The sequence below is a fragment of the Pseudomonas sp. LFM046 genome (genome assembly GCF_000949385.2).
Classification (GTDB): Bacteria; Pseudomonadota; Gammaproteobacteria; order Pseudomonadales; family Pseudomonadaceae; genus Metapseudomonas.
This window is the reverse complement of sequence record NZ_JYKO02000003.1, coordinates 1-13,302: the sequence shown is the minus strand read 5'-3', so window position 1 is coordinate 13,302 and position 13,302 is coordinate 1. Positions and strand designations below refer to the sequence as shown.

General features: G+C 61.8%; 9 protein-coding genes. 5 read left to right on the top strand and 4 right to left on the bottom strand.

Translation table 11 applies throughout. From position 1 onward, the window contains the following. The 4 genes from TQ98_RS27515 to TQ98_RS27500 form a co-directional block, all read left to right on the top strand. The coding region (locus TQ98_RS27515; RefSeq protein WP_103103186.1) for a thiamine pyrophosphate-binding protein at window positions 1-1,778 on the top strand (1,778 nt) is incomplete at its 5' end. Window positions 1,779-2,274: 496 nt separating this feature from the next. Then, window positions 2,275-3,411, top strand: a complete 1,137-nt coding sequence (locus TQ98_RS27510; RefSeq protein ID WP_242443254.1) for a Gfo/Idh/MocA family oxidoreductase — start codon at window positions 2,275-2,277, stop codon at window positions 3,409-3,411. 93 nt (window positions 3,412-3,504) lie between these two features. Further along, window positions 3,505-4,389 (top strand): sugar phosphate isomerase/epimerase family protein, encoded by an 885-nt coding sequence (locus tag TQ98_RS27505; protein ID WP_044874680.1) that lies wholly within the window; start codon window positions 3,505-3,507, stop codon window positions 4,387-4,389. Between the two features lie 36 nt (window positions 4,390-4,425). Then, window positions 4,426-6,060, top strand: a complete 1,635-nt coding sequence (locus TQ98_RS27500; protein ID WP_044874681.1) for a GMC family oxidoreductase N-terminal domain-containing protein — start codon at window positions 4,426-4,428, stop codon at window positions 6,058-6,060. Between the two features lie 70 nt (window positions 6,061-6,130). On the opposite strand, the gene TQ98_RS27495 is transcribed toward TQ98_RS27500, so the two are convergent. Continuing rightward, complete coding sequence (locus tag TQ98_RS27495) at window positions 6,131-7,156, bottom strand: glycoside hydrolase family 3 N-terminal domain-containing protein (protein WP_044874682.1); 1,026 nt, start codon at window positions 7,154-7,156, stop codon at window positions 6,131-6,133. 294 nt (window positions 7,157-7,450) lie between these two features. Here TQ98_RS27495 and TQ98_RS27490 point away from each other — a divergent pair, with 294 nt between their 5' ends. Further along, window positions 7,451-8,533, top strand: coding sequence for a LacI family DNA-binding transcriptional regulator (locus tag TQ98_RS27490; protein WP_044874743.1), 1,083 nt, complete (start codon window positions 7,451-7,453; stop codon window positions 8,531-8,533). A gap of 7 nt (window positions 8,534-8,540) precedes the next feature. Here TQ98_RS27490 and TQ98_RS27485 read toward each other — a convergent pair whose 3' ends face one another. From TQ98_RS27485 to TQ98_RS27475, 3 genes are all read right to left on the bottom strand, one after another. Next, complete coding sequence (locus tag TQ98_RS27485) at window positions 8,541-9,821, bottom strand: MFS transporter (protein ID WP_044874683.1); 1,281 nt, start codon at window positions 9,819-9,821, stop codon at window positions 8,541-8,543. Between the two features lie 75 nt (window positions 9,822-9,896). After that, window positions 9,897-11,507, bottom strand: coding sequence for a GMC family oxidoreductase (locus TQ98_RS27480; RefSeq protein ID WP_044874684.1), 1,611 nt, complete (start codon window positions 11,505-11,507; stop codon window positions 9,897-9,899). A 17-nt stretch (window positions 11,508-11,524) separates the two neighbouring features. After that, window positions 11,525-13,302 (bottom strand): thiamine pyrophosphate-binding protein (locus tag TQ98_RS27475; RefSeq protein WP_103103184.1); only part of this gene is annotated, 1,778 nt, incomplete at its 5' end.

Here is a 13,302-nt window from a genome sequence, read left to right as displayed (position 1 = left end):
TGACTGGCAGCCAAGTGGTTGCCCAAACCCTGAAGAACTACGGCGTCGAGTACGTCGCCGGTATCCCCGGCCACGGTATCTGGACCCTCACCGACGCCTTCCTCGAGGAAGAGTCGAAGATCAAGTTCATCCAGGTGTTCCACGAGCAGAGTGCCGTGCACCTGGCCGACGGCTACTACCGCGTTTCCGGCAAGCCGATGGCGGCGGTGACCTCCATCGGCGCCGGCGCGAGCAACACCGTGATCGGCATGGCCACCGCCTTCACCGACTCCACCAGCCTGATGCTGATCACCGGTGGCCCGCCCACTCACATGCGTGGCCACGGCCTGCTGCAGGAACTGGAGCGCTACACCGACAACGACTTCCCGAAGATTGCCGAAGCCGTGTCCAAGCGTCACTGGGTCGCCACCCGCGTGGAGGAAATGCCCTTCATCATGCACCGTGCCTGGAGCTCGATGATGACCGGCCGCCCGGGCCCCGTGCACATCGAGATCCCGATGGACGTCCAGGCCGAAGCGGCCGAGGTGAACCTGCACGCGATCGAAGAACGGGTGCCGGTGGGCAAGGTATTCCCCGACCCGGCGGCGGTCGCCAAGGCGGCCGAAGTGCTGCGTGAGGCCCGTCGTCCGGTGATGGTCATCGGCGGTGGCGTGATCACCGGCGAAGCCTGGAACGAAGTGCTGGCCCTGGCCGAGCTGTGGCAGATCCCGGTGGTGACCACCTGGAACGGCAAGAGCGGCTTCCCCGAGGACCATGCCCTGTTCGCCGGCAGCGTCGGCCAGACCGGCACCCTGTGCGGCAACGCGATGGCCTCCAGCGCCGACGTGATCCTCGCCGTCGGCTGCCGCTTCACCGACTGGTCGTCCTCCAGCTACGCCAAGGGTGTCACCTTCTCGATCCCGCCGGGCAAGTTGATCCACATCGACATCGACCCGCACGAGATCGGCAAGAACTACCCGGTGACCGTCGGCATCGTCTCGGACGCCAAGTACGCCCTGGCGCACCTGGTCGATACCCTCAAAGGCGAGACCGTCGAGCGCACCGAATACCTGCAGGACCTGGCCGCGCGTCAGGCCGAGTGGGAAGAGAAGCTGGCCACCCGCCGCGACTCCGACCGCTTCCCGTTCACCTCGCAGCGTCCGCTGGGCGCCCTGCGCAAGGTGTTCCCGCGCGACACCATCGTGGTGGTCGGCTCGGGCAACACCCAGGGCGCGGTGAAGCAGACCTTCCCGGTCTACCAGCCGCGCACCCACCTGACCTCCGGCGGTTTCTCGTCGATGGGCTGGGCGGTGCCGGCGGCGATCGGCGCCAAGCTGGCCGCGCCGAACCAGCCGGTGGTGTGCATCCTCGGGGACGGTGACTTCCTGATGACCAACCAGGAGATCGCCATCTGCAAGACCAACGGCATTCCGGTGGTGTTCATCATCCAGAACAACGCCGGCTACATGTCGATCCGCGGCGGCCAGCGCAAGCAGACCAGCCGGCACATTGGCACCGAGTTCAACACCCCCGATGGCGAACCCTACTCGCCGGACTACAAGGCAATGGGGGAATCCTTCGGTCTGCGCTCCTGGCGCGTGGAGCGGCCGGAGGACCTGGAGCCGATCCTGCAGCAGGCGCTGGAGTGCAACGAGCCGGTGCTGATCGAAGTGCCCACCGACCGCGATGCCGCCGGGCCCTGGGTGCCGGGCTGGTGGGACTTCCCCATCCCCGAGTACATCACCGACGAGCGTCAGGACGAGTACTGGCAGCTGCGCAACTCGGAGCAGCACCTCTGATTCGGCCATAGCGGCCAGCAGTGTGCTGTGGATCGGGGCCTCCCTAAACGGCGGGGTAAGGCCCTCGATTCGCCGTACCCGTGGATCACTTCGGTGGTCCACGGTTTTTCTATTTTTACGCCTTCGACGAACCCCTTCAGGTACACAGAAGGAGTGAAGCCTTTACCTGCCCTTACCGGCGACCAAACCCTCTCTGAACCGCAGTCTTTCAGCCAGCTTCTGTTCCTCGGCCCTGCTACCGGGCCATTCCCGCCAGCATGCGCGTCAGCGCGTTCAAGAATATTGACGCACTCTCCAATTCACTAGCCGCCTTGCTGCGTCAGTCTGCGTCAGGTTGATGTCGGATGCGAAATTGAGAAGCTATTTCCGAGCGCCGGATACTGGCCCTGTAAACGGTCCATTGTGGTCAGAGCCCCGCCAACCACTTCACGTTCGGAGATGCAGTGTGTCCAGACTGACAGGTGATATTCCCGCTAGACAACGCCTGCGGGTTGGCATGGTGGGAGGGGGGCAGGGCGCCTACTTCGCAAGCCTCCATCGCGCGGCCATGCGTCTGACCAACCGATTCGAAATCGTGGCCGGCGTCTTCTCTTCGTCGCGTCAAAAATCACAGGACGCTGGCCAGGCACTGGGCATTGCTGGTGAGCGCGTCTACCCCTCCGCTGCAGCAATGGCGGCTGCCGAAGTCGAGCGGAAGGATTCGATCGATGCGGTAGTTATCGTCACGCCAAACCACCTGCATTTCGAGGCATGTCGGATCTTTCTCGAGGCAGGGATCCCGGTAATCTGCGACAAGCCGCTGGTTCATCAAGTGGAAGACGCCGAAACACTCCGGCGCATCGCCGAAGAGCGCAATTTGTTCCTCGCGCTGACCTACACCTACCTCGGCTACCCGATGGTCCGCGATGCTCGCGATCGCATCCTGGCTGGCGAGCTGGGCGAGATCCGCTTCCTCTACGCAGAGTACCTATTGGAGTGGTTGGCGCCCGGTGTTGCAGATCTAAGCGACAGCCTCGCCTGGCGCGGCGATCCGGCCAAGGCGGGTCCGACCGGGGTGGTCGGGGATATCGGCACTCATGCCTTCATTCTTCTGGAGTTCCTCAGCGGCCAGCGGTGCACCCAGCTCAGCGCCAAGCTCAGCACGCGAGTTCCGGGCTGGAGGCTAGACGACAACTGCGTGGTACAGCTGGAGTTCAATGGCGGCGCGGAGGGGCTTCTGTGGGCCAGCTTCGCTGCACCGGGGCATCGAAATGGGCTGCGCTTCAAGGTAGTTGGTAGCCAGGCGACCCTTGAGTGGAGCCAAGAGTCACCAGAAGTTCTTCACTTCGCACCAACCAATGGCGCCGAGCGGATCTATCGCCGTGGCCAGAGCGATAACGAGGCTCAGACCTTGGCGTGCAGCAGCCTGCCGGCCGGTTGCAGTGAGGGCTATTTGGAAGCCTTGGCGGTGCTCTATGCCGATTTCGCCGACGCGCTCAGCGCCGGTAATGAGTGGCGCAACGCAACTGCGGTGCCGCTTCCCGATGTCCATGAAGGTCTGCGAGGCGTTGAACTGTCGCGGGTCTGCCTTCAATCCAACCAAAGTCGATCCTGGGTGGAATTCCCGCCAGTCCGAACACCCACCGCAGGCTGATGCCGGGGCTTCTTACTTGCAGGACAGGCTCCTCGTGTGAGCCGCCGGCCTGTGGGGCCCAGATCGAAGACAACCATAACAAGAGGATTCGTGATGACACTTTCCGGACAAACACTGGCATTGCATTCGACTGTCGCTCGCCATGGCACCCTGGCTACTGACGTCGATATTGCCAGGACTGTCGGCTTCGACGCTTTGGAAGCGTCGGGTACCAAGCTGGCCGGTTACCTCGAGGCGGGCTTCACCCAGCAAGAGCTGAAGGAGCTGTTGGGCGACTTGCCGATTCCAGGCATCGGTTATCTAGCCAACATCGAGCGGCTTGGTACTGAAAGTCGTGCATTGTTCGGGGAGGCGGAAGCGTTGTTTTCCCTGGCACAGGCCGCCGGCGCTAAGGGAGTGCAAATCCTGACAGGGCCTATCGATGTACGAGCTGTCATCGACTACCGTCGCCAGGGCGCGTCTGAGCACTACGCCGGCCTCCTGGGCCTGGAAGAGGAGGAGCAACTGGCGCTTACAGCGCGAAACATCGCGCGTCTGGCTGACCTCGCCCACTCCTTCGGGCTCACCCTGTACCTCGAAGCACTGTCCTGGACCCCATTACGTGGTATCGCCCGACAGCTAGAGCTGCTGGATCGCGCTGAACGCGACAACGTGAAGATGGTGATCGACTTCTGGCATTGCCACACCTCCGGCGATACCCCGGATGATGTGGCGAGAATGGACAAGCGCCATATCTATGGAGTCCACGTTTGCGACTCGCTGCCGTTCGATGGTGGCATTCCCGACGAGGTAGTGCTGCGGGATGTGCCGACGGGGCAGGGGGTGCTGGATCTGCAGGAGTGGACTGATGCGGTCAAGGCAACTGGTTACCAGGGCTGGTGGAGCTGTGAGTTGTTCTGTCGCAAACAGCAGCAACAAGACAGCTACACCGTCGCGCGTGAGCTGAAAGCGCTCCTTGAGCGTCTGCTGCGCAATTGATCCCACTCCTACCAGCCTAGAGGTTGAAAGAAGTCCATGGTTGATTACATCGTCATCGGGGGTGGCTCGACGGGCTGCACCATCGCCTCGAGGCTCAGTGAAGATCCGTCCGCATCGGTCGTCTTGTTTGAGGAAGGACCACGCGATCGCAATCCCTACATCCATATTCCCGGAGCGTATTACAAGACGGCCCAGGGCCCGCTGCTAAAGCGCTATGCCTGGGAGCCGACTATGGAACAAGACCGGAGCGACTCCCCGACCATGGTGCAAGCCAGTGTGTTGGGCGGGGGAAGTTCGGTTAACGCGATGATCTACATCCGCGGTGTGCCTCAGGACTATGACGGATGGGCCGAGCTCGGTGCGTCGGGTTGGTCCTATCGTGATGTGCTGCCGTACTTCAAGAAGGCCGAAGACAATGAACGCTTCTGCAACGACGTACATGGAACGGGCGGCCCGCTTGGTGTTTCCGATGCGCGTTATGTGCACCCGCTAACCAAGGTCTGGCTGAAGGCCTGCCAGCAATATGGACTTCCTTACAATCCGGACTTCAACAGCGGTGACCCGGCGGGCTGCGGCCTCTATCAGATCACCGCGAAGAATGGCTTTCGAAGCAGTGCGGCCACCGCTTACTTGGCACCGGCCCGAGGCCGTAAAAATCTGTCGGTGAAGACGGGGTGCCGGGTCGAACGCATCCTGATGCAGGGGAACCGAGCCAAGGGTGTCGAATACATTGAGAACGGTCAGCGGCACCAGATATTCGCCGAGAAGGAGATCATTCTTTCGGCAGGTGCCATCAACTCGCCGCGCCTGCTAATGCTTTCGGGGATCGGGCCGGCTGCACATTTGCAGAAACATGGAATCGCGGTCGTCAGTGACTTGCCAGGTGTCGGCCAGAACCTGCAGGACCACATCGAGATCTCGCTGATTTACGAGCTAACTGGCCCCCACAGCTACGACAAGTACAAGAAGCCCTGGTGGAAGGCAGTCGCCGGCTTGCAGTACGCACTGTTCCGCCAGGGGCCGGCGGCCTCCAACCTGATTGAGGGTGGCGCCTTCTGGTGGGGCGACAAGGCACAGGCAACGCCGGACATCCAGTACTTCATGGTGGTCGGCGCCGGTATCGAAGAGGGCGTCGACTCGGTGCCGGGTGGCAACGGGTGCACCTTGAACCTTGGGCAGATTCGCCCGCGTTCGCGTGGTTTCGTGGAGCTTCATGGAGTTGATCCGAAGCAACCTCCCAGAATAGTGCCGAACTACTTCTCCGATCCCTACGATCTGGACAGCCTGGTGGATGGATGCATGGTCGGCGATGAGATCATGTCGCAGACGGCGTTCAAACCGTTCATTGCGCGCCGCCATGTTCCCGAGGGCACGGTCAGGACCCGCGACCAGATGCGTAAGTTCTGCCACCAGGAGGCACATGCCGCATTGCACCCGTCCGGTACTTGCCGGATGGGCCAGGACGGCGACTCGGTTGTCGGGCCGGACCTGCGCGTCCATGGTATAGAGGGGCTGCGAGTCGCGGATGCCTCAATCATGCCGACCCTGGTGTCGGGAAATCCGAACTCGGTCTGCATAATGATTGGTGAGAAGGCGGCCGACATGATCCGCAATGGAGTATCAGCACCCCTGGCGCAGGCTATGCCGCGTCAGCCGCTTCCCACTGTCTGAGTCCACCTCCTGATAGCCCCGCACCGCTGTTTAATCAGCGGTGCGGGGCTAGTCCTTTCTGTCTTTACGCTCACTCAAGACTACAAGCGTCACCGAATTCGCTGGCAAGTGTGCGAACCCGTGCTGCCGCTTCGGCCAGTCGTCCTTCGGCGAGCGTACCATTCTCCACTGCGCTCACCAGGGCTCTTGCCACTTCATCGAGGCCGGACTCGCTGGACAAAAGGAGCAGGTCAGCGCCGGCCGATATTGAAGCAACCGCAACCGATTCAATGCTGCGACCGCGCTGAATACCAGGCGCGTCGAGGTCGTCGGAAATGATCAGGCCGGTGAAGCCCATCTGCTCACGGAGTAGGGCAAGGGTGGTGCGCGACGTACTTGACGGCTCCTCCGCATCAACAGAGGGTACCAGGGCAGGACCGGCCATGATGGCTTTCACTCCGTGTTCGATCACGTCACTGAACACTCCCAAGCTGAGCTGAAGCGCACTGTTCGAGCCGCCGACGATCGCCTCGTGTTCAGCAGGGTCCAGTTCGCACACTGGATGTCCGGGGAAGTGCTTGGCTGCTGCCGCAACGCCAGTTGCCTGGACACCTTCGATGAAGGCGCAACTGATCCGGCTTACTTCGCTGGCCTGGGTCCCCAAGTGGCGGCCGGAAAGCCACGGATTGGCTCCCGTCACTACGTCGACTATGGGCGCCAGGAAGAGATTGATGCCCAGCTTTCGAGCCGCCCGGGCCACTTCGCGCGAACGCGCGACGATGTCTGCGTCTGACCATTGCCGGGCATCGGCAGCGGAGGGCAGGGGGGTAACCAGGTCGTGCAATCGTTGGATGCCCCCAAGCTCCTGGTCGACAGCGACCAGTAGATTGCCCCGCGCATGCCGGTGGGCTCGCTGGATGATGTCGTGGAAGTCCGCTTCTGTCTCGCGGGCTCGGCGTTCGTCCGTCATCGTGCGGGCGAGATATTCTCCACGGCTTTCGCCGAGCAGGATCGAGGCACCTCCCTTCTCCAAGAACTCCATCACGGTTTGGTCGAGTTCCAGCGTAGCGAAAGCGGGCAGTAGGACGGCATAGGCGTTCTCGAGTAGTTGGCTCAAGGTCTCGTTCCTTCGTTAGGGATCAATAATTACCGGAGTGACCGGCGAGTGGGGGTGTTTGGGGGCGTGAGGTGCCCCAGCTGGGCTGAGGTAAGATCGCCGGCTGCGGTTCTTGGTCGCCGGGATGTAGCGGTGGGCGGGGCGCTTTCTCGCGATCAGGCATCCTGTGCCCTTCGCAGCGTGATAGGTTATCCAGCCAGACAGGGCAGAATCGCGAAATAGGTTGGGTCTATCCCGCCTGTAATCTCGTTGAATAGACACTGAACGCCACGGAAGTGGCTGATGAGAGCGGCGATGGTTTCGATGAAGGATGTGGCACTGGCCGCCGGCGTTTCCCAGCCGGCGGTTTCTTATGCCTACAACAAACCCAACAAGCTCTCTGCCGCGCAGCGCGAACACATCCTCGCCGTCGCCGAGAAGCTTGGTTATCCCGGGCCTAACATCATGGGGCGCAGCCTGCGCTCGGGTAAGGTGGGCGCCATCGGGCTGATGGTGATGGACAAGCTGTCCTATGCCTTCGCCGACCCGTCCATGATTGCCTTGCTGCGGGGCATTGGCGAGATTGGCGAACTGTCCAACGTGGCACTGACCCTGTTTCCGCTCAACAACCAGCGCATCCGTAGCGGTGATGGCAAAACTGGGCACACCAGCCTGGCAGTGCGTGGTCTGGTGGATGGCCTGATCATTCCGACAATGCCGGATGATCACCCAATGGTGAGAGCGGTGATTCAGCAGAAGATCCCGTTTGTTGTGGTCGACTCTCCCCTGATCGAGGGTGCCCACTACGTGGGAATTGATGACCGCGGGGCGGCGCGACAGCAAATGCGCCACTTGCTGGATTTGGGGCATCGCCGCATCGGTATCGTTGTGGACCGCCTCAACCCTGATAACCATCGGGGAGAGGTGGATCTGAATCGCTTCCGGTCGTCGACTGAGATGATCGTCCGCGAGCGGCTTACCGGCTACATCGAAGAGGCGGCAGAGGCTGGCCTCGCATTCGAAGACCTTCATATCGTTGAGGCCGGCGGATTCGATTCGACAGTGGGACAGGCCGCGGCGACCACCTTGCTGAACAGATATCCACTCACAGCCATTGTCGCCTGCTCGGATGTTATGGCCCTGGCCAGCATGAGCGCAGCGCAGGCGCTGCAAATGCGAGTTCCGGAAGACATCTCCATCATCGGATTCGACGATATTCCAGAGGCGGGTGCCGCGGGACTAACAACCATTCGGCAACCTCTGGTGGAAAAGGGGGTCTATGCGGCGCGTTTTTTGGTTGACCTGCTTAACTCACCACCGGCCGAGTCGGAACCGCCGAAACGTAAGATGTTCCAGACTCAACTGGTGGTGCGAACTTCTACTCAAAAACTGGATTGAACTTGCCTCAGCGGACCGATTGATGCGGTGCAAAGGATCCGACAGCTTCCTTATCAGTCGTTGAGGTAGTGTGGAAGCGCATCAGCAGTGGTCCGAAGAGTGCAAGAGGTACCAGCAGCACAAGCGGTGTGTAGAGCACGTAGCCGATACCGAAGTAGTTGACGACCGTCGAGATGGCCGCTGGCCCGAGCAACATCCCCGAATAGCCAATCCCGTTGACGATGCCGATGTTGCGCCCTGCGTTAGCCGGGTCTTTGCGACCGGCGCTGGATAGCATGAGTGGGGCAATACATGCCAGGCCCAGTCCGAACAGTCCAAAGCCGATCAGGCCGCTTGTCGCGGTGCCGCCGATCATGGTTAGCAGCAATCCACAAACAGCCAGAATGCCGCTGCCGAACACCATCTGTGGTGAGCCCACACGCTCTGCAATCCGATCGCCCACCAGGCGGCCGAGGCACTCGGCACCGATGAATACCGATACGGCCATACCCGCGAGGGAAATGCTGGTCCCCAGTTCGCGACGAACGTATTCCTGACCCCAGTCTGCGACCGAACTCTCGCCCAGCATGCCGCCCAGGAGCAGTACACCGAAACCGATCATCAGCATAATGATCTGCCAGTTGCTACCGGAACTGGGAGCCGCCACGGGCACGGCGTGTGGTGCGGCAGGTTCGGCTAGCTCGGGGACGTCGTCCTTGTTCAGCATGAAGTGGCCAATCAGGCAGCCGATTACGAGCATGGCTACGCCCAGGACAGTGAAGGGTACTGCCGCGCTATCGGTGAAGCGGGTGGCAAACAGACTGCCCACCATGCCGAGCAGGAAGCCACCCAACGAGTAGAAAGCGTGAAATGCTGACATGATCGGGCGACGGTAAAAGCGCTCGACCTGGACACCGTGGGTGTTCAGAGCCGTGTCAATGGCGCCTCGGAAGACGCCCAGAATCACCCCGAAAACCAGTGCGAACCAGAATCCGGTCACGAAACCCAGCGGGATGATCGACAGCGGATAGATCACCGCGGTCGTATAAATCACTCGCTTGGACCCGAAGATGTCGATGAATCGGCCTACGAAGAGCGAGCCAGCGGCCGCCCCGATGCCAATACCCAGCGCGATCAGGCCAAAGTCTGCGTCACCCAGGCTGCCAGACAGTCCCATTTGCTCCCGGAACGCACTGACGCCGGTCGACCAGATGTACATCATTGCCCCCACCATCATGAAGCCGGCGAAGGTTGCTATCCGAGCCTTGCGGATTCGGGGGGTAACTAGGCTGTTGTCTCTCTTGTTCATGTTGTTTCAACAATTTCCGTAGTTCATCTGGCCTGGAGCGGGCGCGAGAACGCCCTTCATCCGGCCGAGACTGGATCAGGTAGTGGAAGCGGTGAAAGTGGCTGCGACGCGTAGTGCGTTGGCGGCGATGGTCAGCGCGGGGTTGACGGCAGCAGAAGAGGGGAAGGAAGAGCTGTCCACTACCCAGAGATTCTCAAGGTCGTGCATCTTGCAGTTCCTGTCCAGTACGCTCCGACTACTGTCATTGCCCATCACTGCAGTGCCGCATTGGTGGGAGTTGGTGCCAATTCCCATGCGCTCCGTGAGCACCAGCGGGTAGCCGGCGTGACGCATCAGCGCAGAGGTTTTCTCCACCAGAAGCTCGTGGGCCTTAAGGTTGTTCGGCTTCCAGAAAACCTTGATGGCCTTTTGTTCCGCGTCGTACTCCACGCGGTTTTCCGGTGTCGGTAGATCCTCGGAAGTGAGATAGAGGTCGACGCTGTGATTGGTGAGGTAGCGCGACACTATTTTGGGCACCCATGGGCGCATTCCGGAGATCATGGGCTCGCGGATCTTGCCGAGCATCTGTACGTTCCCAAGCGGGAACACGCTGTCCTTGGAGGCGTGGTACCAGTCATTCAGCGCCAGGGTTTTCTGGAACATCACCTTGTTTTCCCGGCGCGGGTCCACTGCCACTAGGAAGGTACTGTTGTGCACCATGTAATTTCTACCGACCATCCCCGAGCTATTGCCGAGCCCCGTGGGATGCTGCGCATTGGCGGATTTCAGCAGCAAGGTAGCGCTATTCACCGCACCACAGGCCAGGGCAAATCGCTGGGCTCGGATTCGGATTGGCTTCCCATCGCGGACGCCTTCCGCCTCGGTGACTCGGAGTCCATCCTCGGAGGTATGCAGGCGTTCAATCTTGGTGCGAGTCAGCAGACGAACGTCGGTGCCTTGAAGGGCAGGGCGCAACGCTGAAATTTCAGCGTCGCCTTTTGCGTCTACCAGGCATGGGTAGCCGTCGCAGGTAGAGCACCGCACACAGGCACGGTCGGGGCCGTAGTCCACCGCCGCTGGCATGGCAAAGGGATGGAGGCCGGCCTTGCGCATGCTCTGCTCAAGATCTTTCAGGGCAGGGTCATGTTCCAAAGCTGGTGAGGGGTAGGGCTTGGAGCGCCAGGGGTCGGTTGGATCCTGATCGGCAGCGCCGTGCACCTTGTACAAGGCTTCGGCCTCGCAGTAATACGGCTCCATTTCCGCGTAACTAATAGGCCATGCGGGAGAAATACCCTCGGCATGACGGATCTCGCCAAAGTCTTCCTCGCGGAAGCGAGGCAGCATGGCGCCGTAGAACTTGGTGTTACCGCCGACGTAGTAGAAGACACCTGGCGAAAAGGGCTGGTTGTGGGCATCCAGCCATTGCTCTGCATTGCGGTAGCGTCCTTCACCAAATACGGCCTCGGCGCTCCAGTTCTGGATCTCGCGAGGCAAGAAATCGCCTCGCTCAACCACGACTACTGACAGCCCCTGGTTACGCAAGGCATGGGCAAAGGTCGAGCCGCCCATGCCGGAGCCAATGACCAGGACATCACAGGTCACCAGGCCGTTTTCATCAGGCTCGACCAGCGACAGGGAGCGCCGGCTGACCGGCGCCTCCTGTTGGGGTTGCTGCGCTGAGTGAGTCGAAAAAAGCATATCGCTCATCGGGGCTTACTCGTTCATTACAAGTGTTGTTCAGAGTTGCGCAGCTGCCAGTACTCGTCCTGACGCTCGTCGGTGATGTACTCGGGGATGGGGAAGTCCCACCAGCCCGGCACCCAGGGCCCGGCGGCATCGCGGTCGGTGGGCACTTCGATCAGCACCGGCTCGTTGCACTCCAGCGCCTGCTGCAGGATCGGCTCCAGGTCCTCCGGCCGCTCCACGCGCCAGGAGCGCAGGCCGAAGGACTCGCCCAGCGCCTTGTAGTCCGGCGAGTAGGGTTCACCATCCGGGGTGTTGAACTCGGTGCCAATGTGCCGGCTGGTCTGCTTGCGCTGGCCGCCGCGGATCGACATGTAGCCGGCGTTGTTCTGGATGATGAACACCACTGGAATGCCGTTGGTCTTGCAGATGGCGATCTCCTGGTTGGTCATCAGGAAGTCGCCGTCCCCGAGGATGCACACCACCGGTTGGTCCGGTGCGGCCAGCTTGGCACCGATCGCCGCCGGCACCGCCCAGCCCATCGACGAGAAACCGCCGGAGGTCAGGTGGGTGCGCGGCTGGTAGACCGGGAAAGTCTGCTTCACCGCGCCCTGGGTGTTGCCCGAGCCGACCACCACGATGGTGTCGCGCGGGAACACCTTGCGCAGGGCGCCCAGCGGACGCTGCGAGGTGAACGGGAAGCGGTCGGAGTCGCGGCGGGTGGCCAGCTTCTCTTCCCACTCGGCCTGACGCGCGGCCAGGTCCTGCAGGTACTCGGTGCGCTCGACGGTCTCGCCTTTGAGGGCGTCCACCAGGTGCGCCAGGGCGTACTTGGCGTCCGAGACGATGCCGACGGTCACCGGGTAGTTCTTGCCGATCTCGTGCGGGTCGATGTCGATGTGGATCAGCTTGCCCGGCGGGATCGAGAAGGTGACACCCTTGGCGTAGCTGGAGGACGACCAGTCGGTGAAGCGGCAGCCGACGGCGAGGATCACGTCGGCGCTGGAGGCCATCGCGTTGCCGCACAGGGTGCCGGTCTGGCCGACGCTGCCGGCGAACAGGGCATGGTCCTCGGGGAAGCCGCTCTTGCCGTTCCAGGTGGTCACCACCGGGATCTGCCACAGCTCGGCCAGGGCCAGCACTTCGTTCCAGGCTTCGCCGGTGATCACGCCACCGCCGATGACCATCACCGGACGACGGGCCTCACGCAGCACTTCGGCCGCCTTGGCGACCGCCGCCGGGTCGGGGAATACCTTGCCCACCGGCACCCGTTCTTCGATCGCGTGCAGGTTCACCTCGGCCGCTTCGGCCTGGACGTCCATCGGGATCTCGATGTGCACGGGGCCCGGGCGGCCGGTCATCATCGAGCTCCAGGCACGGTGCATGATGAAGGGCATTTCCTCCACGCGGGTGGCGACCCAGTGACGCTTGGACACGGCTTCGGCAATCTTCGGGAAGTCGTTGTCGGTGTAGCGCTCCAGTTCCTGCAGCAGGCCGTGGCCACGCATGTGAGTGGGCGGGCCACCGGTGATCAGCATCAGGCTGGTGGAGTCGGTGAAGGCGGTGGCCATGCCGATCACGGTGTTGCTCGCGCCGGCGCCGATGGAGGTCACCGCCGCCATCGGCTTGCCGGAAACGCGGTAGTAGCCGTCGGCCAGGTGCACGGCACTCTGCTCGTGGAACACCTGGATGAACTTGATCTTCGACTCTTCCTCGAGGAAGGCGTCGGTGAGGGTCCAGATACCGTGGCCGGGGATACCGGCGACGTACTCGACGCCGTAGTTCTTCAGGGTTTGGGCAACCACTTGGCTGCCAGTCA